General features: G+C 67.4%; 23 protein-coding genes. 12 read left to right on the top strand and 11 right to left on the bottom strand.

The features are described 5' to 3' along the window. Positions 1 to 44 precede the first annotated feature (44 nt). From ACIGJC_RS13995 to ACIGJC_RS13985, 3 genes are all read left to right on the top strand, one after another. A complete protein-coding gene (locus ACIGJC_RS13995) occupies positions 45 to 1,040 on the top strand; it encodes a Bug family tripartite tricarboxylate transporter substrate binding protein (RefSeq protein WP_483709526.1) in 996 nt (331 codons plus the stop codon). Between the two features lie 160 nt (positions 1,041 to 1,200). Beyond that, positions 1,201 to 2,697: a chloride channel protein gene (locus tag ACIGJC_RS13990; protein ID WP_483709525.1), complete on the top strand. Its 1,497-nt coding sequence runs from the start codon at positions 1,201 to 1,203 to the stop codon at positions 2,695 to 2,697. Between the two features lie 137 nt (positions 2,698 to 2,834). After that, positions 2,835 to 3,551: a hypothetical protein gene (locus ACIGJC_RS13985; protein WP_483709523.1), complete on the top strand. Its 717-nt coding sequence runs from the start codon at positions 2,835 to 2,837 to the stop codon at positions 3,549 to 3,551. Between the two features lie 19 nt (positions 3,552 to 3,570). On the opposite strand, the gene dapB is transcribed toward ACIGJC_RS13985, so the two are convergent. Together dapB and ACIGJC_RS13975 are read right to left on the bottom strand one after the other, a co-directional pair. Then, on the bottom strand, positions 3,571 to 4,380 hold the full coding sequence (dapB, locus tag ACIGJC_RS13980; RefSeq protein ID WP_483709522.1) for a 4-hydroxy-tetrahydrodipicolinate reductase: 810 nt from the start codon (positions 4,378 to 4,380) through the stop codon (positions 3,571 to 3,573). A gap of 48 nt (positions 4,381 to 4,428) precedes the next feature. Beyond that, positions 4,429 to 4,887 (bottom strand): Lrp/AsnC family transcriptional regulator, encoded by a 459-nt coding sequence (locus ACIGJC_RS13975; RefSeq protein WP_483709521.1) that lies wholly within the window; start codon positions 4,885 to 4,887, stop codon positions 4,429 to 4,431. A gap of 138 nt (positions 4,888 to 5,025) precedes the next feature. Here ACIGJC_RS13975 and ACIGJC_RS13970 point away from each other — a divergent pair, with 138 nt between their 5' ends. From ACIGJC_RS13970 to ACIGJC_RS13960, 3 genes are all read left to right on the top strand, one after another. Then, on the top strand, positions 5,026 to 6,207 hold the full coding sequence (locus tag ACIGJC_RS13970) for a saccharopine dehydrogenase family protein (protein WP_483709520.1): 1,182 nt from the start codon (positions 5,026 to 5,028) through the stop codon (positions 6,205 to 6,207). Then, complete coding sequence (gene amaB, locus ACIGJC_RS13965) at positions 6,204 to 7,721, top strand: L-piperidine-6-carboxylate dehydrogenase (protein ID WP_483709519.1); 1,518 nt, start codon at positions 6,204 to 6,206, stop codon at positions 7,719 to 7,721. The genes ACIGJC_RS13970 and amaB overlap by 4 nt, the downstream gene beginning before the upstream one ends. A gap of 143 nt (positions 7,722 to 7,864) precedes the next feature. Then, positions 7,865 to 8,077 (top strand): hypothetical protein, encoded by a 213-nt coding sequence (locus ACIGJC_RS13960; RefSeq protein WP_483709518.1) that lies wholly within the window; start codon positions 7,865 to 7,867, stop codon positions 8,075 to 8,077. Positions 8,078 to 8,098: 21 nt separating this feature from the next. Here ACIGJC_RS13960 and ACIGJC_RS13955 read toward each other — a convergent pair whose 3' ends face one another. The 6 genes from ACIGJC_RS13955 to hemA all read right to left on the bottom strand — a co-directional run bounded on the left by ACIGJC_RS13955 (position 8,099) and on the right by hemA (position 13,225). After that, a complete protein-coding gene (locus ACIGJC_RS13955; protein ID WP_483709516.1) occupies positions 8,099 to 8,731 on the bottom strand; it encodes a UbiX family flavin prenyltransferase in 633 nt (210 codons plus the stop codon). A gap of 8 nt (positions 8,732 to 8,739) precedes the next feature. Further along, positions 8,740 to 9,051: a Grx4 family monothiol glutaredoxin gene (gene grxD, locus ACIGJC_RS13950; protein WP_483709514.1), complete on the bottom strand. Its 312-nt coding sequence runs from the start codon at positions 9,049 to 9,051 to the stop codon at positions 8,740 to 8,742. Between the two features lie 134 nt (positions 9,052 to 9,185). Continuing rightward, a complete protein-coding gene (prmC, locus tag ACIGJC_RS13945; RefSeq protein ID WP_483709513.1) occupies positions 9,186 to 10,055 on the bottom strand; it encodes a peptide chain release factor N(5)-glutamine methyltransferase in 870 nt (289 codons plus the stop codon). Between the two features lie 157 nt (positions 10,056 to 10,212). Further along, complete coding sequence (locus ACIGJC_RS13940; protein ID WP_483709511.1) at positions 10,213 to 10,539, bottom strand: hypothetical protein; 327 nt, start codon at positions 10,537 to 10,539, stop codon at positions 10,213 to 10,215. 194 nt (positions 10,540 to 10,733) lie between these two features. Further along, on the bottom strand, positions 10,734 to 11,816 hold the full coding sequence (prfA, locus tag ACIGJC_RS13935) for a peptide chain release factor 1 (protein ID WP_483709509.1): 1,083 nt from the start codon (positions 11,814 to 11,816) through the stop codon (positions 10,734 to 10,736). Between the two features lie 104 nt (positions 11,817 to 11,920). Next, positions 11,921 to 13,225: a glutamyl-tRNA reductase gene (hemA, locus tag ACIGJC_RS13930; protein WP_483709507.1), complete on the bottom strand. Its 1,305-nt coding sequence runs from the start codon at positions 13,223 to 13,225 to the stop codon at positions 11,921 to 11,923. A gap of 158 nt (positions 13,226 to 13,383) precedes the next feature. Between hemA and ACIGJC_RS13925 the strand changes: the two genes are divergently transcribed. Continuing rightward, entirely contained in the window at positions 13,384 to 13,629 is a 246-nt protein-coding gene (locus ACIGJC_RS13925; RefSeq protein WP_483711550.1) for a hypothetical protein, read from the top strand. Positions 13,630 to 13,677: 48 nt separating this feature from the next. Here the strand turns inward: ACIGJC_RS13925 and ACIGJC_RS13920 are convergent, their stop codons facing one another. Further along, positions 13,678 to 14,445 (bottom strand): 5'-methylthioadenosine/adenosylhomocysteine nucleosidase, encoded by a 768-nt coding sequence (locus tag ACIGJC_RS13920; RefSeq protein ID WP_483709505.1) that lies wholly within the window; start codon positions 14,443 to 14,445, stop codon positions 13,678 to 13,680. A 133-nt stretch (positions 14,446 to 14,578) separates the two neighbouring features. On the opposite strand from ACIGJC_RS13920, the gene ACIGJC_RS13915 reads away from it, so the two are divergent. Genes ACIGJC_RS13915 through ACIGJC_RS13905 form a run of 3 tightly spaced genes read left to right on the top strand, consistent with a single transcriptional unit; the run spans position 14,579 to position 17,219 of the window. Continuing rightward, positions 14,579 to 15,607, top strand: a complete 1,029-nt coding sequence (locus tag ACIGJC_RS13915; RefSeq protein WP_483709503.1) for a DUF2157 domain-containing protein — start codon at positions 14,579 to 14,581, stop codon at positions 15,605 to 15,607. Then, positions 15,604 to 16,728 carry a DUF4401 domain-containing protein gene (locus tag ACIGJC_RS13910; RefSeq protein WP_483709501.1) on the top strand — a complete coding sequence of 375 codons (1,125 nt, stop codon included), beginning with the start codon at positions 15,604 to 15,606 and terminating at the stop codon, positions 16,726 to 16,728. The genes ACIGJC_RS13915 and ACIGJC_RS13910 overlap by 4 nt, the downstream gene beginning before the upstream one ends. After that, complete coding sequence (locus tag ACIGJC_RS13905; protein ID WP_483709499.1) at positions 16,725 to 17,219, top strand: GDYXXLXY domain-containing protein; 495 nt, start codon at positions 16,725 to 16,727, stop codon at positions 17,217 to 17,219. Before ACIGJC_RS13910 ends, ACIGJC_RS13905 begins: the two co-directional genes overlap by 4 nt. Positions 17,220 to 17,255: 36 nt before the next feature. Here ACIGJC_RS13905 and ACIGJC_RS13900 read toward each other — a convergent pair whose 3' ends face one another. Beyond that, positions 17,256 to 17,897 (bottom strand): LysE family translocator, encoded by a 642-nt coding sequence (locus ACIGJC_RS13900; RefSeq protein ID WP_483709497.1) that lies wholly within the window; start codon positions 17,895 to 17,897, stop codon positions 17,256 to 17,258. 443 nt (positions 17,898 to 18,340) lie between these two features. After that, the gene (ychF, locus tag ACIGJC_RS13895; protein ID WP_483709495.1) at positions 18,341 to 19,432 is read right to left on the bottom strand and encodes a redox-regulated ATPase YchF; all 1,092 of its coding nucleotides are present in this window, start codon (positions 19,430 to 19,432) and stop codon (positions 18,341 to 18,343) included. A gap of 112 nt (positions 19,433 to 19,544) precedes the next feature. On the opposite strand from ychF, the gene ACIGJC_RS13890 reads away from it, so the two are divergent. Next, on the top strand, positions 19,545 to 20,822 hold the full coding sequence (locus ACIGJC_RS13890) for a UbiH/UbiF family hydroxylase (protein WP_483709493.1): 1,278 nt from the start codon (positions 19,545 to 19,547) through the stop codon (positions 20,820 to 20,822). A 39-nt stretch (positions 20,823 to 20,861) separates the two neighbouring features. Continuing rightward, complete coding sequence (locus ACIGJC_RS13885) at positions 20,862 to 21,611, top strand: DsbC family protein (RefSeq protein WP_483709491.1); 750 nt, start codon at positions 20,862 to 20,864, stop codon at positions 21,609 to 21,611. Positions 21,612 to 21,675: the final 64 nt, after the last annotated feature.

The raw sequence follows: 21,675 nt of genomic DNA, 5'->3' as shown, positions 1-21,675 counted from the left end.
GAGAAGCATGGCGCCCACGATGGCGCCGCCAGACAGGAGACAGTATGCAAGGCAGCAAATTCAGTCGCAGGACCTGGCTCGCCGCGACGGCAGCCGCCGTATGGGCACTGGCAGGCGGCGCCGCGCCGGCGCTGGCCGCGTATCCCGATCATCCGATCAAGCTCGTGGTGCCATACACCCCAGGCGGCTCGACCGACCAGTTCGGCCGCGCGATGGCCGACGGCATGTCGCGCCAGCTGGGCCAGACCGTGGTGGTGGAAAACCGCCCGGGCGCGGCCACCATGGTCGGCACCACCAGCGTGGCGCGCGCGCCGGCTGATGGCTACACCATGGTGCTGGCGACCAACGGCAGCATGGTGCTCAACCCCATGCTGTACAAGAAGATCTCATACGATCCGCCGCGCGATTTCAGGATCTTCAGCGTCGGCGCCGAGGTGCCGCTGGTGGTGGTGACCAACACCAAGGTGCCGGCCAGCAATGTCCGAGAGTTCGCCAGCTATGCCAAGGCCAGCGGCGGCAAGCTCAACTATTCGTCGGTGGGACTGGGCAACGCGCTGCAGCTGGCCACCGAGATGCTGAAGACCGAGCTGGGCATCGAGGTCACGCATGTGCCCTACAACGGCAGCGCGCCGGCGCTGTCGGCGCTGCTGGCCAATGACACGCAGCTGATGGTGGACGTGGTCAGCACCTCGCTGCCGCACATCAAGGCCGGCAAGCTCAAGGCGCTGGCCGTCACCGGCCGCCAGCGGCTGGACGTCCTGCCCAATGTGCCGACCGTCGCCGAAGGTGGCTATCCCAACTTCCAGGCCGCCACGTGGTTCGGCCTGGCCGTGCCGGCGCAGACCCCGCCCGAGGCCGTGGCCAGGCTGCGAGCCGCGGCCGACAGCGTGCTGAAGGATCCTAAATTCCGCGCCACCTTCAACGACCTGGGCCTGGTGGTGCAGCCGCCCCGCACGCAGGCCGAGATCGACCGCTATGTCGAAGTGGACCGCGAGCACTGGGGCAAGGTCATCAAGGCCAACAACATCACGCTGGATTGACGAACCACCGCGCGGTGAAGCGCGCGTTTGGGCACCGGCGGCATTCGGCCGATTACCGGCGACGTGCGGTGCGCTCCGCGCTGACGGGCGTATAGTGCGACATCCAGGCACAGGCGCCCGCAACGCCGGGCGCGCAGGATGCCGCAATGCTCCGCACGTCATGACAGACCCCGCCCCACCCGAACCAACCAGCGCTTCCTCCGCCTCCGAGAACGCAGAAGCCGTCCGCCCGGAGGCTTCGGATGTCATCCCTGCCCCCCCCCGGGGCCGCGCCAATGACCGCCTGACCGACGCGATCAGCCGTCGCGCCCGCCTCGCGGCCTGGCGCAAGTCGCGCCAGGCGGGGCGCATCTCCCGTACCACGCTGCGCTATGCCGTCTTCATGTGCGGTGCCGGCTGCGTGGCGCTGTTCTCGCTGGTGTTCGCATGGATCGCCGAACTGGCGCTGCGCTGGAATTACCACATGACGCAGGCCACGCCATGGATCTCGTTCGTCATGCTCCCGTTCGGGCTGGCCGCACTGCGCTGGCTGACCATCCGGCTCGCGCCGCAGGCGCGCGGCAGCGGCATTCCGCAGGTGATCGCGGCCGTCACGCTGCCGCCTTCGGGGCCGGCGCAGACGCTGCTGGTGTCGTTCCGCCAGTCGATGTGGAAGGTCGTGCTGACCGCCGCCGGCCTGCTCGTCGGCGCTTCGGTCGGGCGCGAGGGGCCGTCGGTGCAGGTTGGCGCCGCGGCCATGCTGGCCTGGGGCCACTGGTGCCACGAGAAGATGCGCTTTCGCATCGGCTTTCATCCTAACGCGCTGATCGCGGCCGGCGCCGCGGGTGGCCTTGCCGCGGCGTTCAACACGCCGCTGGCGGGCGTGGTATTTGCCATCGAGGAACTTGGCCGCGGCACGGCCGTGCGCTGGGACCGGCTGGTGCTGTCTGGTGTGCTGACGGCCGGCTTCCTGTCGCTGGCCTTGCTCGGCAATAACCCTTACTTTGTCGTCAAGGTTCCCATGCTGGTGCTGCATGCCGCGTGGGGGCCGGTGATCCTGTGCGCGCTGGTGTGCGGCGTGCTCGGCGGGCTGTTTGCCAAGGCGCTGATCGGCGGCGTGCCGGGACTGTTGCCGCAGCGCTGGCGCCACTGGCCGCCCGCGCATCCGGTGCAAGCGGCATTTTGCTGCGGTCTGGTCGTGGCCGCGCTGGGCTGGGCGACGGCCGGGGCGACGCTGGGCACGGGCTATGAGCAGGCCTCGGCGCTGATCAATGGCGAATCGCACGCCACGCTGTGGTTCGGCCTGGCCAAGTTCGCGGCCACGGTGGTGTCGTATTTCGCGGGCATTCCCGGCGGCATCTTCACGCCGGCACTGGCCATCGGCGCCGGCATCGGCGAGAACGTCGCGCACTTTATCCCCGGCATGCACGAGCCACGCTTGTTGGCGCTGGTGGCCATGGCCGCATTCCTGGCCGGTGCCACGCAGGCGCCCATTACGGCCAGCGTGATCGTCATGGAAATGACGCGCACGCAGGACCTGACCCTTTTCCTGCTGGCGGCCTCACTGCTGGCGTCGTTTATCTCGCGGCAGTTCTCGCCGCCCCCGTTCTACCATCACGTCGGCCATGTCTTCCGTCGCGAGGCCCAGGCGCTGGTGCGCAAGGCCCCCGCAGGCTGACGGCGCAGGCCGGCTTGGGCGCACTTTGCAATGGAAGAGTGCCTCATGCGCCATGCCTGCGCGGTGTTATGCAGGGCGGCCGGAACATCCGGCCCCCCGCAGGCTCCAACAGGGGCCTTTTTTGAGGAGTCCGGATTTTGAAATTTCCCGTTGCCAGGCTGGCTGCCGCCGGCCTGATCGGCGCCGCCACGAGCGCCTTTGCCGCCCCGGCGGCTGCCGCCCCTGCCGCCGCGGCACCGAAAGCCGCCCAGAAGACTGCGCCCGCCAGCGACAGCGCGCTGGCCCCGATGCTGAAACTGCTGGAAATCGGCAATCCGCTGCCCGCGCTGCCTGACTGTGCGGACAAGCGCACGCCCGATGGCCGCGATGTGACCGCTTTCTGCGTCGAGGTAAAGGGCGACGGCATCATGCGCCAGGTCGGCATCCCGCGCGACAAGCGCCCGTCCTTCATGGACGGCGTGCATGTCCTGGCCTTTGCGGACGGTAACGCGCTGGTCGGCGTGGTCGTGCCGACCGGCGGCGCCAATTCGCAGCAGGCCGCCCTCGACAGCGTCAATGCCCTGTACGGCAAGCCGTTCCGCCAGGAGCAGGAAGACATGCGGGACAAGGCCGGCAACACGGTCAAGACCATCCACGCTGGCTGGATGCAGAAGCCACTGACGGTCGAGCTCTACGCCATGCCGGAAGACCCGAGCACCGGCACCATCGAAATGCTGCTGCCCCGCGCCCGCGCGCTGATGGCGGACAAGGACGCGCAGGTCGCGCAGCAGCTCGCGCCCGCATCGGCGCCTGCCGCCGCGCCGAGCAAGGAGAAGAAGCCGGCGCCCAAGCCGGTCAAGCCGGGCAGCTGGTAACGCCTGCCCGCGTGCTGGCTCAGATGCCTTCCATCACCTTGTCCAGCCCGCGTACCACGCCGCGCACGGTGTGGACCTTGCGGATCGCCAGCAGCGCGCCCGATACATAGGGCTTGGAGCCGTCGCCGGCTTCATGCTTGAGGTGCAGGCGCTGGCCGTCGGCGCCGAAGATCACTTCCACGCCGAGCTGGTAGCCGGGCAGCCGCACGGCATGCACCTGCGTGCCGGACATGGTGGCGCCGCGCGTCTCGCGCGGGCCATTGACCTGGTCCACCGGCACCGCCTGCTGCGCCGCCTTGACCTCGCCGAGACGGAACGCCAGCTCGCGCACGGTGCCTGACGGCACGTCGACCTTGCCGGCCTTGGCGTAGTCGATGATCTCCCAGTGGTCGAGGTGGCGCGCCGCCATTTCCGCGAACTTCTGCAGCAGCACCACGGTGATGGCGAAATTGCCGCACGCCAGCACGCCGCGATCGGCCTTGCGCGCGGCCGCGTCGATCTCGGCATAGTCATCGTCGGTCAGGCCCGACGTGCCCACCACCACGTGCGCGCCGTGCGCGAGCGCCTGCAGGATGTTGTGCTTGGCAATGGCCGGCTTGGTGTACTCGACGTAGACGTCATAGGGCGTGCTGCCCAGCGCCTCGATGCTGGCCGCCGCCACGCCCGGCGTATCGGCATGGCCCGTCAGCTGCGCCAGCGGCTGCCCGGCGGCGCCGCGCGACAGGCCGGCCACCAGCGTCATGTCGGACGCGTGCGCGACGCCGCGTGCCAGTTCGCCGCCGGCCCAGCCGGTTACGCCGCCTACGGCGACACGGATCGGATTGCTCATTGTCTTTTCTCTCCCGTTTCGTAAGGGTGGTCGCAGGAGCATACCGCGCTAGCCGGTTGCGCGCCGGCGGTCGATTTTTCTGGCCAGCACGATCGACGTCGTGGTGTGGTTCACGCCGTCGAGCATGCCGATCTCGTCGAGCAGCTGGTCGAGCCGCGCATGGGTGTCGCAGCGGATCACCGCCATGTAATCCACCGGGCCGCTGACCGAACTCAGTTCCTCGATTTCCGGCAGGCGCTGCAGCGCCCGCACGATGGCCGGACCGGCCTTGGGCTGCACCGACAGTCCGCAGAAGGCCTGGATGGCGTTGTCGCCCATCTCGCGCCCCAGCCGCACGCCGTAGCCGGCGACCACGCCCAGGCGTTCCAGCCGCGCGATCCGCGCGACCACCGTCGTGCGGGCGATGCCCAGACCGCGGGCCAGGTTGGCGGCGCTTTCCCGGGCGTTGGCCTGCAGCAGCGCCAACAGGTGCCGATCGGTCTGGTCGAGCTTGTCGGAATCTGCCATATCGTCGAAATCAGTCGTCGTTTCGTTCGATTATGGCGGGGATTCGTCGAACTTGTGCCTTCTTTCCGTTGTGCACCCTGACCATACTTCAGTCAGGAATCCGGAATGCACGAACAGGCTTGGACAGAGGAGGACACCATGCAGGCAACTACCCTGGGGCCCGGCTCGCCGCGGGACCTGACGCTGGCCAAGGGGCCTTTGCAAATCGTCGTGCTGGGGGCCGGCAAGATCGGCCGCACCATTGCCGCCATGCTGCACGACAGCGGCGACTACCGCGTGAGCCTGGTCGACAACGATGCGCGCCGCCTCGACGGCCTGCCGCGCGCCATCACCGTGCGCGCCGGCGATCCGACCGAGCCCGGCACCTGCGCCGCGCTGCTGGCGGGCGCCGACGCGGTCCTCAACGCGCTGCCATTTCACGCCGCGGTGAGCGTCGCCACGGTCGCCGCGCGGCTGGGCGTGCACTACTTCGACCTGACCGAGGACGTGGCCGCGACGCAGGCTATCCGCCAGCTCGCGCAGAACGCGCGTTCGGTGCTGATGCCGCAGTGCGGCCTGGCGCCGGGCTTTATCGGCGTGGTCGGCAACGACCTGGCGCAGCGCTTCGTGCGCGGCGGCGGCGAGTTGCTGGACCTGCAGATGCGCGTGGGCGCGCTGCCGCGCTACCCGAGCAATGCGCTCAAGTACAACCTGACCTGGAGCACCGAAGGGCTGATCAACGAGTACTGCAATCCGTGCGAGGCGATTGTCGATGGCCGCAGCGTGGAACTGCCGGCGCTCGAAGGTCTGGAAACCTTCGCGCTGGACGGCATCGAGTACGAGGCCTTTAATACCTCAGGCGGGCTCGGCACGCTGCCGGAGACGCTGTCGGGCCGCGCACGCAATGTCGACTACAAGTCGATCCGCTACCCGGGCCACTGCGCGCTGATGAAGCTGCTGCTCAACGACCTGCGCCTGCGCGAGCGGCGCGGCTGGCTGCGCGAGATCTTCGACCGGTCGATTCCGGTCACGGAGCAGGACGTGGTTATCATCTTCGCCACCGCGACCGGCTATCCGGCCGGCGGCGAGCGCGGGCGCGGGCCGCTCACGCAGGCCTCGTACTCGGCGCGTATCGGGGGCGTGGATGGCCCGGCCGGGCACGTCAATGCCATCCAGCTGACGACGGCCGCGGCGATCTGCACGGCGCTGGACCTGGTGGCCGGCGGCGGGCTGCCGCAGTCTGGCTTCGTGCGGCAGGAAGCCGTGCCGCTGGCGGCCTTCCTGGCCAACCGTTTTGGCCGCCATTACACGCAGCGCCCACTGCAGGAGATGACGGTATGAAAGCGCAAGAGATCGCGGCGTGCTGGCAGTCGATGGGTTTGCCCCGGCCATGGAGCGACGGCACTCCGGCCGGCACGGTCATCGTTCGTTCGCCCGTCGATGGCGAAGCCGTCGGCCACGTTCCCGCCTGCACGCCAGCCCAGGCGGACGCTCTGATTGCACGCGCGCACGAGGCGCAGAGCGGCTGGGCGCTGGTGCCGGCCCCGGTGCGCGGCGAAATCGTGCGGCGCTTCGGCGAGGTGCTGCGCGAACACAAGATGGCGCTGGGCCGGCTGGTGTCGCTCGAGTCGGGCAAGATCCTGCAGGAAGGACTGGGCGAAGTGCAGGAGATGATCGACATCTGCGACTTCGCGGTCGGACTGTCGCGGCAGCTGCATGGGCTGACCATCGCGTCGGAGCGCCCGCAGCATGCCATGCGCGAAACCTGGCATCCGTATGGCCTGTGCGGCGTGATCTCGGCCTTTAATTTCCCGGTGGCAGTGTGGGCGTGGAATGCGGCGCTGGCGCTGGTGTGCGGCAACGCGGTGATCTGGAAGCCGTCGGAAAAGACCACGCTGTGCGCGCTGGCCGCGCATGGCCTGTTCGAACGCGTGCTGGCCGCCACGGCGCCGCAGTACGAGGGGATATCGGCAGTGCTGCCGGGCGGCCGCATGATCGGTACGCATCTGGTCGGGCACCCGGCGGTCCGCCTGGTCAGCGCGACCGGTTCCACGCGCATGGGCCGCGAAGTCGGCGTGGCTTGTGCCCAGCACTTCAAGCGCAGCATCCTGGAGCTTGGCGGCAACAACGCGGCCATCGTGACGCGCTCGGCGGACATTGAACTGGCCGTGCGTGCCATCACGTTCGCGGCGGCGGGCACGGCCGGGCAGCGCTGCACCACGCTGCGCCGCTGCTTCGTCCATGCCGACCTGATGGACACATTGACGAGCCGCCTGGTCACGGTGTTCGACCGCCTGCCAGTTGGCGATCCGCTCGAGGACGGTACGCTGCTAGGCCCCCTGATCGATACCGCCGCGGCCGATGCCATGGCCAACGCGCTGGCCAGTTGCCGCGCGCAGGGCAGTATTGTCACCGGGGGCGAACGGCTGCTGGCCGACCGCTTCCCGCATGCCAGCTACGTGCGCCCGGCCCTGGTGATGACCGAGGTGCAGCACGACACCATGCTGACCGAGACCTTCGCGCCGATCCTGTACCTGATGCCCTACACATCGCTCGACGAGGCCATCGCGCTGAACAATGCGGCGGCGCACGGGCTGTCGTCGTGCATCTTCACGGAGTCGCTGCGCGAGGCGGAACGCTTCCTGTCATCGGCGGGCAGCGACTGTGGCATCGCCAACGTGAACATCGGCACCAGCGGGGCCGAGATCGGCGGCGCGTTCGGCGGCGAGAAGGCGACCGGCGGCGGCCGCGAGTCGGGATCGGATGCGTGGAAGGGCTATATGCGGCGGGCCACCAATACCATCAACTACGGCGATACCTTGCCGCTGGCCCAGGGCATCCGGTTCGAGATCTGAGGCACAACGGAGCGGCTTTACGTTCATCCAATCGTTGCGAATCGTAACAAGGGTTACAGCGCCTTGACGCTGTATTACGCGAGGGCCCCGTATAACGTTTCCAGGGCAGGCACATGCCCGGAAGCGACCCCAAGGAAAAAACGATGAGAACAGTAACGATTGGACTGGCCGCAGCGGCCGCTGCCACAGCCTTGCTGGGCGGGTGTGCGGTATATCCGTATCCGGCTGGCCCGGGCCCCGCCGTCGCGGTGGCGCCGGCGCCGGTCTATGTCGGCCCGCCGGCGGTGGTGGTGTCGCCGCGGCCGTACTACGGCTATGGCGGTTATGGCTACTACGGCCGGCGCCACTACTGGTAAGCCGGCGCCGGGGTGGGCGGCTCAGTTGCCGCCGTCTCCGGCCTTGCCGTAGCCGCCGTTCAGCCCCGGCCAGCTCGGGGCCAGGGTCTGGGCGATATCCGGCAGGTCGACCAGGTCGAGCACGCGGCCCACGGTGTGGTCGACCAGCTCGGCAATGCTTTGCGGCTTCTGGTAGAAGCCGGGCACGGGCGGGAAGACGATGCCGCCCATCTCCGTCACGGCCGTCATATTGCGCAGGTGCGCCAGGTTCAGCGGCGTCTCGCGCACCATCAGCACCAGACGGCGGCGTTCCTTGAGCGTGACGTCGGCCGCGCGCGTGATGAGGTTGTCGGACAGGCCGTGGGCCACGGCGGCCAGCGTGCGCATCGAGCACGGGACCACCACCATGGCATGCGCCCGGAACGAGCCGCTGGCAATGGTCGCGCCGATATCGCGCACGTTGTGCACGACATCGGCCATGGCTTCCACGTCGGCGCGGCTGATCTCCAGCTCGTGCTGGAGGTTCATCACGCCCGCCGGGGAAATCAGCAGGTGGGTTTCCACCGTCGGCACTTCGCGCAGCACCTGCAGCAGGCGCACGCCATAGATGGCGCCGGTGGCGCCCGTGATGGCGACGATCAGCCGTTGCGGCACGGCGCCGCCGGTCACGGGCATGGCAATCCTCAGCCCTTGAGCAGGGTCTGGAGTTCGCCGTTCTGGTACATCTCCATCATGATGTCCGAGCCGCCGATGAACTCGCCGTTCACGTAGAGCTGCGGGATGGTCGGCCAGCTGGCGTATTCCTTGATGCCCTGCCGGATCCCTTCGTCTTCCAGCACGTTGACCGTGGCCGGCGCATCCACGCCGCAGGCCTTCAGGATCTGGATGGCGCGGCCGGAGAAGCCGCACATCGGGAACTGCGCGGTGCCCTTCATGAACAGGACCACCGGGTTGCCCTTGACGATCTGGTCGATCTTTTGTTGCACGTCACTCATGATTGCTTTGTCGGTTGAGGTGGCGCCTGCATTCCAGGAGCCACCGGGTGTCGAAGGCCGCACGGGGATGCCGCGCGACGGTGATCTGACTGCAAATTTTACCGGATTCGCCGCCAGCCTTCAGGCTGCCCCCACTAGGCGGCTCCGGGACGGCGTCCGCCCGTGCAGCGCTCCTGACCGGCCAGGTCGCGCGCGGTGAAAACTTCGGTGAACCCGGCGCGCTCCAGCAACGCCTGCGTGGCCGCGGCCTGGTCGTAGCCATGTTCCATCAGGAGCCAGCCGCCGGGCAGCAGCCGCCCGTGCGCGCCGGCGATGATCGCCGCCAGGTCCGACATGCCGTCCTGGTGGTCGGTCAGCGCGTCGATTGGCTCGAAGCGCAGGTCGCCCTCCACCAGATGCGGGTCGCCTTCGGCAATATACGGCGGGTTGCTGACGATCAGGTGGAAACGCAGCCCGGGCGGCAAGGCGGCGTACCAGTCCGAAACCAGGAACTGGATGCCGTCTGCACCGAGTGCGCAGGCGTTGTCCTGCGCCACCAACAGCGCGCCCGGCGAAATGTCGGTCGCCCACACCTCGGCATCGGTGCGCTCGCGCGCGATGGTCACGGCCAGGATGCCCGAACCCGTGCCAAGGTCCAGCACGCGGGGGTGTTGGACGCCGGCCAGCCGCGCCAATGACGATTCCGCGGCGATTTCCGTGTCAGGGCGCGGGATCAGCACATCGGGCGTCACGCGGAACTTGCGGCCGAAGAATTCGCGCTCGCCGATCAGGTAGGCCATCGGCTCGCCGGCCAGGCGGCGCGCCAGCAGCGTGGCAAAGGCATCGCGCTGGGGCAGCGTCAGGGTGTCGCCGTCACGGGTGATCAGTTGGGTGCGGGTCAGCCCGGTGACGTGCGTCAGCAGCATCCGCGCTTCCAGCGTGGGCAAGCCAGCCATGGCGGCGAGCGTCTGCGCTTCGCGCACGGTGGGAGTAGCCGGCAAGGCGCCGGACAGGGCAGGGGACATCGGCAATGCGGGAACGGAAGCGCCGGCGGCAACACGCCGGCCGAAAACAAAAAACCCCGCCGGGCGTTGGCCTGGCGGGGCTTTCGGCGGGTCTACCAGCTAGGGAGGCAGTGTAGCGCCGAACCCTGGCGGCTGGTGCGAATCCGCGTAGCGGTCATTACTTATTGACGGCGTCCTTGGCCTTGTCGGCGCCTTCGTTGACGGCGTCCTTGGCGGCTTCCTTGGCATGTTCCATGGCGTTGCCAGCATCGGTCTTGGCCTTGTCCGCAGCAGCCGAGACATCGGCGGCGGCGTTGCTTGCCGCGGCCTTGGCGGCATCGGCGGCGTTGCTGGCGGCTGCGGCGGCATCGCTAGCGGCGGCCTTGGCCGACTCCGCTGCGCTTTGCATGGCGCTATCGGCGCTCGGCGTGGCCGGCGCTTCTTCCTTCTTGCTGCAGGCGGCCATGGCCGCGGTGATCATCAACAGCGCGAGCAGTTTCTTCATGATTTCGTCCTTTATGTCCGTGCGTCAGAGAGACAGTTGCCGGCAGCTTCTTCTGTCGCCGGTCGAAAACGATTATAGACAGCACCCTTTCGGCCGCCAGTGCTGTTTCAAGCATTTACAACAGATACAAAGCTTTGAGCGCAGTTGAGCGGGGATCCTGCCAAGTCGCCGTGTGGCGCCGGGGCAAGCGGCGCTCAGGCGTCGTCGCCTAGCGCTGCCAGCTGGTCGGCCTGGTGTTCCGCAGCGAGCGCCGAGACCAGCTCCTCCAGGTCACCGTCCATGATCATGTCGATCTTGTAGAGCGTGAGGTTGATGCGGTGGTCGGTCACGCGCCCCTGCGGGAAGTTGTACGTGCGGATACGGTCGCTGCGGTCGCCCGTGCCGATCAGGTTGCGGCGCGTGCTGGCTTCCTTGGCCTGCGCGGCGCGCGTCTGCTGGTCCTTGATGCGCGCGGCCAGGACCTTCATGGCCTTGTCCTTGTTTCGGTGCTGGCTGCGGTCGTCCTGGCACTCGACCACGATACCGGTCGGGATATGCGTGAGGCGCACCGCCGAGTCGGTCTTGTTGACGTGCTGGCCGCCGGCGCCCGAGGCGCGGAAGGTATCGATGCGCAGGTCGGACGGGTTGATTTCCACTTCGCCCACTTCGTCGGCCTCGGGCATCACCGCCACCGTGCAGGCCGAGGTATGGATGCGCCCCTGCGCCTCGGTGGCCGGCACGCGCTGCACGCGGTGGCCGCCGGATTCGAACTTCAGGCGCGAGAACGCGGCATCGCCGGCAATGCGCACGATCACTTCCTTGTAGCCGCCCAGGTCCGATTCGGACTCGCTCATGATCTCCACCTGCCAGCGCTGGCGTTCGGCAAAGCGCGTGTACATGCGCAGCAGGTCGCCCGCGAACAGCGCGCTTTCCTCGCCGCCGGCGCCGGCGCGGATTTCCAGCAGCAGGTTGCGGTCGTCGTTGGGGTCCCTGGGCAGCAGCAGCTTCTGCAAGCTGGCTTCCAGCGTCTCCAGGCGCTCGCGCGCGCTGGCGATCTCGTCGGCCGCGAAATCCTTCATCTCCGGATCGTCGAGCAGCGCCTGCGCGGTGGCCAGGTCGTCCTGCGCCTGGCGATACAGGCCATATTGCTCGGCCACGGGCGAAAGTTCGGCATGCTCGCGGCTGAGCTTGCGATATTGGTCGATCTTGGCGGTCGCGTCTTCGCGGGCAAGCAGGGCGTTGACTTCGTCGAGTCGCTCGGCCAGTTGGTCGAGCTTGGCAAGCATGCTGGCTTTCATGGGAATCCGGGTGGGCAAGGCGGGAACCGGGCGGCGATCGTTACGATCGGCGCGGGCGGCGAATTGCCGGCGCGCAGGGCGCGCGGGCGCAGCGGTTGGCGCGGCTAGCGCTCTGAGTGGCTGCTGTGGCGGAACAGGCCGGGCACCAGGCGCACCAGCGCCTCGCGATCCTCGCCCTGCATATGGTTCAGCGCATGGGTCGGGCCATGCAGGAACTTGCGCGTCAGCGCGCCCGACAGGGCTTCGAGCACGGCCTCCGGGTCGTCGCCGCGCGCGAGCATGCGGCGGGCACGGTCCAGTTCGGCCTGGCGGATCGATTCGCCGGCGGTCTGCAGTTCGCGGATGACAGGCACCACGCTGCGCGTTTCCAGCCAGTGCATGAAGTTCTGGACGCGGCTTTCGATGATGGCCTCGGCCTGCGCCACGGCGGCCTGGCGCAGCGCATTGCCTTCGCGCACGACGGCGCCGAGGTCGTCCACGGTATAGAGAAAGACGTCGTCCAGGCGCGCGACTTCGGGTTCCACGTCACGCGGCACGGCCAGGTCGACCATCATGATCGGGCGGTGCTTGCGGCGCTTGACCGCGCGTTCCACCGCGCCCAGGCCGATGATCGGCAGCGAGCTGGCGGTGCAGGACACCACGATGTCGAATTCATGGAGCCGGTCGCCCAGCTCCTGCAGTCGGATCGCCTGCGTGGTCAGGCCCTGTTCGGCAAGCTGTTCGGCGAGCTTTTCGCCGCGTTCGACCGTGCGGTTGGCCACGACAATCTGGCGCGGCTGCTGCGCGGCAAAGTGCGTGGCGCACAACTCGATCATCTCGCCTGCACCGATGAACAGCACGCGCTGCGTCGAAATGCTTTCGAAAATCCGTTGCGCCAGGCGGACGGCCGCGGCAGCCATCGACACCGAATGCGCGCCGATCTCGGTCTGGCCGCGGACTTCCTTGGCCACCGCGAAAGTGCGCTGGAACAGCTGGTTCAGGTAGGTGCCCAGCGAGCCGGCTTCGCCGGCGGTGCGCACCGCGTCCTTGAGCTGGCCCAGGATCTGGGTTTCACCGAGCACCATCGAATCGAGCCCGCTGGCGACGCGGAACGCATGGCGCACGGCCTCGGACTGCGGCAGCGAATACAGGTGCGGCGCCAGGTCGGATGCCGGCACGTTGTGGTGCTGGGACAGCCACCGCAGCGTATGCTCGAATCCTTCGGCGCCCGGCTTGAGGACGTCGGTGGCGCAGTAGATTTCGGTGCGGTTGCAGGTGGATAGGATCGCGGCTTCGGTACCGTTGCGCCCCGCCAGGTGGGTTTGCAGTGCCCCAAGTGCCGGTTTGATCTGCTCAAGCGGAAACGCCACCCGTTCGCGCAGCGAAACTGGTGCCGTCGTATGGTTGATGCCGATCGCGAGCAGTTGCATTTGTGGGGACTGGTACCGGGGTCCGCAGCAAGTGCGGCCCGATTGCCATTATAACGTCGGGATCGGAACTTGCAGGCCGGACAGGATCAAAGCCGCCGCTGCGGTATCGTTACGCCGGAATCGCCGGACTGTGGTTCCGGAGACACATGGGAGTCAGGATGCTGGGCACGTTGATCGTCGGATTGCTGGTGGGGCTGGCCGCGCGCCAGATGCATCCCTCGGGCAAGGTCGTTTCCCTGCCGGCCGCGCTGGTACTGGGCATGGCGGGAGCGGCGGCGGCTTTCTATGGCGGGCGCGCGCTGCATCTGTTCATCGACGGACAGATGAGCGGATGGCTGGCGGCGATCGTGGGCGCCTCGCTGCTGGTCGGGCTCTGGGGCACGTTGCGGCCCCGCCACGGGTAAGGTCAGAACTGACGATTTGGCGCGCAATCCCCGCCAATGGAAGGCGGGTCAGGCGCGCGCGGCCAGGAAGCGGCGCAGGATGCCGTCCGAATAGTGGCTGGCCACGTCCTTCAGGAATGCCGGAAAATCAACATGGGCGCTATCGTCGGCGCGGTCAGAGATCGTCCGCATGACCGCATACCGCACGCCGTATTCATGGCAGACCTGGGCCACGGCGGCGCCTTCCATCTCCACAGCCAGCAGGTCGGGCAGGCATTCGCGCAGCCCGGCGACAGCCGTGGCCGCGTTGATGAACTGGTCACCGCTGGCAATCAATCCCAACTGCAGTGACGGCGTGCCGATGCCGAAACGCTCGCGCACGGCGGGCGGTACCTCGGTGGGCAGGTCCTCGCGCAGGAAGCCGGCCGCCGCGGCGCGCAGCGCTTCGGTCAGGTCCGGATCGGCGGGAAAGCGCGAGCGGTCCAGCAGCGGCACCTCATGGCGTGGGAACAGCGGACGGGCATCCAGGTCGTGCTGCATGGTCTCGCTGGCAATGACGATGTCGCCGACCCGCACGCCGTCGCCCACGCCGCCGGCCAGGCCGGTGAAGACGATCTCGTCTACGCCGAACTCGCGCACGAGGGTCGCCGTGGTGGCGGCTGCGGCGACCTTGCCGACGCGCGCCAGTACCAGCACGCAGGCCTGCCCGTGCAGGTGGCCGACGTGGTAGTCACGCATGCCGATACGGTGGATGGTCGCGCGCGCGTCTTCATGGCGCATGGCTGCGACCAGGCTGTCGACTTCATCATGCAGCGCGGCGAGGATGCCGAGGGTCATGGGGGCGTGTCCGGAACGAAAGGCCAAAGGATACCGGCAGCCACTGCCCTGGCATAGGCCGCCTTGACGAGTCCACGTGCGGCGCCAGCGGCGCTTTGCTAGAGTCATTCCATTCCTACTCCGGGACACGCGCATGACCCTCCCATCGACACCGGCAACCGGCCAGCGCCGCGCCATCCGCCAGGCGCTGGCCGACTGGCGCGCAGAAGGCAGGCTGGCAGCTGGCAGCGTGGCGCGGCCGTGGGCGCGCACGGAGCCTGGGGCGGCCGACTGGCGCCGCTGGCTGGACCACGGCCTGCTGGCGCTGGGCACGGTGCTGCTGTGCGCCGGCGTCATCGTCTTCTTCGCTTTCAACTGGCAGGACCTGAACAAGTTCGCGAAATTCGCGGTGCTGGCCGCGGCCATCAGCCTGCTTGCCGGGTTTGCGCTGTGCCGGCCGTCCACCGACATGGCCGGACGTGCGGCGCTGGGCGGCGCGCAGGTACTGGCCGGCGTGCTGCTGGCCGTGATCGGCCAGACCTACCAGACCGGGGCCGACGCGTGGCAACTGTTCGCGCTATGGACACTGCTGGCCGTGCCATGGGCGCTTGCCGCGCGCGTGGCGCCGCACTGGTGGCTGGTGATCGTGATCGGCAACGTCGCGCTGCTGCGCTATTTCAGCGTGCGGCTCGGCGTCGGCGGCATGTTCGAACTGCTGTTCGATGCGCGACATGCACGCGTCACGACCTTGCTGTTGCTGGGTGCGGTCATGCTGCAGCTGGCGCTGTGGGCGTGGCTCTGCGCGAATGCCGCCCCGCTGGGCTTCCGGGGCCAGACCGGAGCACGCATCCTGGCTGCATTGGCCTGCTTTCATGCGGGCTTCGCGGGCCTTTCCTCGCTGTTCGACAACCATCCCGACCTGTCGGCCTTCGGCCTTGCGGCCATCGCGCTGCTGGCGCTGGGCTGGTGGTTCCGGCAGCGCGCCTTCGACATCGTGGTGTTGAGCCTGGCGAGTATGACCGGCATCGTCCTGATCGTTGCCGCGGTCGGCCGGCTGCTGCTTGAGGGCAAGGCCGATTTCGGGGCCTTCCTGCTGCTCGGCCTGATTACCGTAGGCATGGCCGCCGGTGCGGCTGCCTGGCTGATGCGGGCGTACCGCTCGCAAGCCGTGGAGCTGACATGACCCATTCCATCCAGACCGAACAGGCCTTGTGGCGCGAGCTGGCCGCGCGTGGCGAGGTGCAGGGCGACCCTGTCGCCCGCGTGCGCACCCCCTGGGCCGTTCGTGCCCTGATGGGCGCGGCCGGGTGGCTGGGCGCGCTGTTCTTCCAGATGTTCTTCCTCGGCGCGGTGTTCGTCGCCGTGCGCGAGAACGCGGGCGCGATTGCGTTGACGGGCCTCGCCCTGATCGTCCTGGCGGCCGTGCTGTACCGGCGCGGCGGCGCAGGCATCGCGCTTGGGCAGTTCGCGCTGGCCGTGAGCCTCAGTGGCCAGGGCATGGTGATCTATGGCGTCGCCGAGTCGCTCGGCGGCGCGCGGCTGATCGAGACGGCCGCCTTTTGGCTCGGCCTGGCCGCGTTCGAGGCGGCGCTGTACGCGCTGGTGCGGAACCGGCTGCACCGCTTTCTGGCCGCGCTGGGCGTGTGGATCGGACTGGCGGTCGCCGTGCATATCGCACTGACGGTTTCGGAGCGCCACGCATGGCTGGCCATTCCGTGGTCGCTGGGCTGGCTGGCGCCGGCCGCATGCGCGCTGGTGGTGTGGTTCATGACCGCCGAGGAGCGCCTGTGCGCCGCAGGCCGGCACGGCGCGTTTGAGCCCGCGATCGACGCCACACTCCTGTTCGCACTGGGCGCGGCGCTGGTAGTGACAGGCGCCACCCATCCGCTGGCCTGGCTCCAACTCCAGGAATCCGTGCCGCTGTTTGCGAGGGCGCGCTGGCTGCCGGGCATGCTGGTCGGCGTGGTGCTGGTCGGCTTTGCGTTGCTGGAGTGCCGGCGTCTGGCACTTTCCTTTCCGGCTGTCGTCGCCGTGCTCGCCGGGACTGCGGCATTCAGTGTCCTGATGGCCGCTGCGCCCGCCGTGGCGGCCGGTGCGCTGGCGCTCGGACTGGCACTGCGGCGAGATTCGCTGCCGTGGCTGGGCCTTGGCATCGCCGCCATCGCCATCGGCTTCATCTGGTACTACAGCTCGCTGCACTGGACGCTGCTGGCCAAGTCCATCACGCTGGCCGCGGCCGGCGTCATCCTGATTGCGTTGCGTCACTGGCTGCTGCATGCCGTGCCCGCAAAGGAGATCGCATGAAACGCTGGATCACGATTGCCTGGGCGTTGACGCTGGCCTTGGCCGCGGTGGGTATCGCGGCCAAGGAGAAGCTGCTGGTGCGAGGGGACACCGTCTATCTCCGCCTGGCACCGGTCGACCCGCGCTCGCTAATGCAGGGCGACTACATGGCCCTGAACTTCGCCATCGGCGCTCCCATCCGTGAGGCGCAGCAGCCCCAGCAGCAGCGGCGCGACGGCGTCGCCGTCATCCGGCTCGATGCAAACGGCGTGGCTTCCTTCGTCCGCTTGCACGGGGATGAGCCGCTGGCATCCGGCGAACGGCTGCTTCGCTTCCAGACGGTCGAGTCGCGGTGGGGCGGTCTGCAGGTGCAGGTTTCGACCGATGCTTATTTCTTCCAGGAAGGTCAGGGCGGGCGCTTCGAGAAGGCGCGCTACGGGGAGTTCCGGGTGGATGGAAGCGGGCAGGCGTTGCTGGTGGGGTTGAGCGGGGAGGGGATGGAGAGGTTGTGAAGCTCCCGGTCCCCCACATCAAATGGAATGCAATCGTCAATGCAGGGCCTCGGCTGCCAACAGAATGGCCATCGAAATCATCAGCCCCCCTCCAATGATATTGAAGAGCCTTAGCTTCCTCCCGCTGAATATTGCGCTCGCACTCGCGGCATGAGCAGCGGCGACCCACGCCGCATCTATGACTAGTCCCAGACCAATTGGGATCAGTGAAAAGCCCAGCAAGTTGAGAATGGGGCTGTCTGCGCCGTCGCTCATGAAGCTCGGGACGATCGAGCCAAACATGATCAGCGCTTTCGGATTGGTCGAGCCAACGATGATTCCGGCAACCAACGATTGCCGGCTCTTTTTTGGGTTATTTTCCCCTTCTGGCAGCGTTGGCCTGGAAAGGAATAAATATTGAAAGCCGATGCCCAGTAAAACCACGGCGCCCAGCAGCCGAATGAAAATCAAAGCATGGGCGGAGCGCACAAGCAGCGAGCCGATGCCAATCGCTACGATCACTGCAACACAATAGGTTCCGATCGCATTGCCGATCACACCCCGCAACGCATTCCTTCGTCCCACTGCTATGGTTTGCCCGACTAGAAACATGATGCTCGGGCCTGGAACTGCGATCAACACAGCAGAGGTCAGTACGAGACCTAAGACGCCGCTGAATGCATTTAGTTCTACAGGCATGATAGTCCTATTTGTCGACCCTGTTTCAGATCAGTGTCACCCTGTTCATCAATCGCTATTCTCCGGGGAATAGGTTTTAGCAAGTATTTTTTGTGAATTTTTGATGGCCAATGTTCTGATGTCCATGCTGTAAATAGACGAGCGGGATCGTTGGCCGCATCATCTGCGCTAGTGGACAATGCCCGAGGAAGTGGAAGTGAGATGCTTCCCAAAAGCAGCACTGAAATTTCCGAACTTTTGGGAAGGGAGTGCGCAAGTGTGGACGCCACGTTGGGTGGGCGTATCCTACGCGCGGCAGCGCGCCGGCAATTGGCGGAGGCGAGTTGGCCGTGCGGTGTTCAACCGTCGCCCGCAGCCGTGAGGAAGAAAAAAGCCCGGCAGTTGCCGGGCTTTCAAGTTGGTCTCGAAATGTCGTGAGACATCCCGAAATAACAACTTTGGCGTCAGACGTTGAACAGGAAGTTCATCACATCCCCATCCTTCACCACATACTCCTTGCCTTCCGCTCGCATCTTGCCCGCTTCCTTGGCGCCGGTCTCGCCCTTGAAGGCGATGTAGTCGTCATAGGCAATGGTCTGAGCGCGAATAAAGCCGCGTTCGAAGTCGGTGTGGATCACGCCTGCGGCCTGCGGGGCGGTGTCGCCCACGTGGATAGTCCAGGCGCGGACTTCCTTCACGCCAGCGGTGAAGTAGGTCTGCAGGCCCAGCAGCGTGAAGCCGGCACGGATCACGCGGTCCAGGCCCGGCTCTTCCATGCCCAGGTCGGCCAGGAATTCGGCCTTGTCGGCGTCGTCCAGGTCGGCGATTTCGGCCTCGATGGCGGCGCAGACCGCCACGACCGGGGAATTGGTCGTCTTGGCGTATTCGCGCACGGCATCCAGGTGCGGGTTGTTCTCGAAGCCGTCTTCACGAACGTTGGCCACGTACATGGTGGGCTTGGCGGTGATCAGGCAGAACGGGCGGATGGCTTCCCACTCTTCCGGGGCCAGGTCCAGCGTGCGCACGGCCTTGGCCTGGTCGAGCACGGCTTGTGCCTTTTCCAGCACAGCCACCAGGCGCAGCGCTTCCTTGTCGCCAGCACGGGCCGGCTTGATGTAGCGGGCCAGGGCCTTTTCGACGGTGCCCAGGTCAGCCAGCGCCAGTTCGGTGTTGATCACTTCGATGTCCGACAGCGGGTCGACCTTGCCGGCCACGTGGATCACATTGTCATCTTCGAAGCAGCGCACGACGTGCGTGATGGCGTCGGTTTCGCGGATGTTGGCCAGGAACTGGTTGCCCAGCCCTTCACCCTTGGATGCGCCTGCCACCAGGCCGGCGATATCCACGAATTCGACCGTGGCCGGCAGGATGCGCTCGGGCTTGACGATCTCGGCGAGCTTGGCAAGCCTCGGATCCGGCACTTCCACCACGCCCACATTGGGCTCGATGGTGCAGAACGGATAGTTCTCGGCGGCGATGCCGGCCTTGGTCAGGGCGTTGAACAGCGTGGACTTGCCGACGTTGGGCAGGCCGACGATGCCGCATTTGAGGCTCATGGTGTCTGGCGGGAAATTGCAAAACCCATATTCTAGCGGATGGGGCCCCCACGCCCTGCCCTGCCGGCCCTGCCGAGCCGGGGCTGCGGGGGGACGTGGCTATAATCCAGCCATGACCCGATCCAATGCGTCCGTGCGTAATTCGTCAGCTTTCCAGATCGCCGTTGTCGGCGGCGGCATCGTGGGCAAGTCCTGCGCCTTGCTGCTGGCGCAGCAGGGCATGAACGTGGCCCTGGTCGCGCCGCGTCCCGCGCGTGCGCGCGCGCCGGCCGGTCCCGACGACTGGGACAGCCGCATCTATGCGTTTTCCGCGAGTTCGCAGGCGCTGCTGGAGCGCATGCGGGTCTGGGAGGCGCTCGACCCGGCCCGTATCCAGCCGGTGCGCGACATGCGCGTGTGCGGCGATGCCAGCGCCTCTGAAACGTCCCCCAGCCTCGACGGCGACCTGCATTTCTCCGCCTATGCCGCCGCGGTGCCGCAACTGGCGTGGATCGTCGAATCCGGCCTGGTGGAACGCGCGCTCGATACCGCGCTTGGCTTCCAGCATCAGGTCCACTGGCATGACGATACCGCCGCGGGCTTCGAGCGCGATGCCGGCGGCGCCACGCTTACGCTGTCCGGCGGCGCGAAGATCCGCGCGGCCTGTGTGGTCGGCGCCGACGGCGCGCGGTCCTGGGTGCGCCAGCAGTGCCATATCGGCGTGACCACGCGGCGTTATCGCCAGCTTGGCGTGGTGGCGAACTTCGAGTGCGAACGGCCGCATCACGATACGGCCTGGCAATGGTTCACGGGCGCGCCCGAAAAGCTCATGGCGGACGAAGAAGCCGCCAACGGCGAGATCCTGGCCATCCTGCCGCTGCCGGGCTCGCGCGTCTCGATGGTCTGGTCGGCCGACGAGGCCCACGCGCACGAATTGGTCGCACTGCCGCCCGAGGCGCTTGCCGCCACGGTGATGCAGGCGGCCGCCGGCGCGGTCGGCAGCCGTTTCGGCAAGCTGCGCTGCGTAACGCCGGCGCAGGGGTTCCCGCTGGTGCTGCAACGCGCGGAACAGTTCGTGCAGCCGCATCTGGCGCTGGTGGGCGATGCCGCGCACGTGGTGCATCCGCTGGCCGGGCAGGGCATGAACCTCGGGTTGCGCGATGTTGCGGAACTCGGCAAGGTCATGGCCGCCAAAGAACCTTTCCGCAGCGAGGGCGACCTGCGCCTGCTGCGCCGCTACGAACGGGCACGCGCCACCGACCTGCTGTCGCTGACCGCCGCGACCGACGGCCTGCACCGGCTGTTCTCGCTGCCCGGCAGCGTGGCGCGCGTGGTGCGCAATACCGGCATCCGCACCGTGGGCCGGCAGTCGCTGCTCAAGCGCTTCCTGATTGAACGGGCGCTCGGCTGACGCCGGGTGCCCGGACCCTGACCGAATACTGGAGTCGATATGTTCCAACTCATGCGCCGCCACCCCGCCTGGACCACTGCCATTGCCGGCGGTCTCGCGGCAGCAGGCTTTGCCATGCACGCCATGGCGGCGGGCGAACCCGGCACCGATCGCATCAAGGAATCCCTGCAGAAAATGCTGGGCGGCCGCGCCGAGGTGAAGAGCGTGACCAAAAGCCCGGTGCCAGGGCTGTTCGAGGTCAACGTCGGCGGGCAGGTGGTCTACACCGACGCAACGGGCCGCTACGTTATCAATGGCGAGCTGATCGATACCAAGACCGGCACCAACCTGACCGAAGAGCGCATGGCGGACATCAACCGCATCAAGTGGTCCGACCTGCCGCTGGCGCGCGCCATCAAGTGGACCAAGGGTGACGGCAGTCGCCAGGTCGCCGTGTTCTCGGACCCGAACTGCGGTTACTGCAAGCGCATCGAGCAAACCTTCCAGCAGATGGACAACATCACGGTCTACACCTTCCTGTACCCCGTGCTGTCGCCGGATTCCTCGACCAAGGCGAAGCAGGTCTGGTGCTCCGCCGACCGCACCAAGGCCTGGCGCGACTGGATGCTCAACAAGGTCGCGCTGACCGGCAACGGCAGCTGCAAGACGCCGGTCGATGACAACCTCGCGCTCGGCCAGAGCCTGAACATCACCGGCACGCCGGCTGTGTTCTTCATGGACGGCACGCGCATTCCGGGCGCGGCCGATGCCGGCACGCTCGAACGCAAGCTCGCCAGCGTCAAGAAGTAAGGCGCGGCCGGTGTCCCGGCCCGAGCAACGGCCGGACCGAGTCCGGCCGTTTTGCATTCCGGAT

The organism is Cupriavidus sp. C3SS-1 (genome assembly GCF_057073755.1).
Note: the sequence above shows the minus strand (reverse complement) of the source record. Positions and strands in the feature narration are given on the sequence as shown.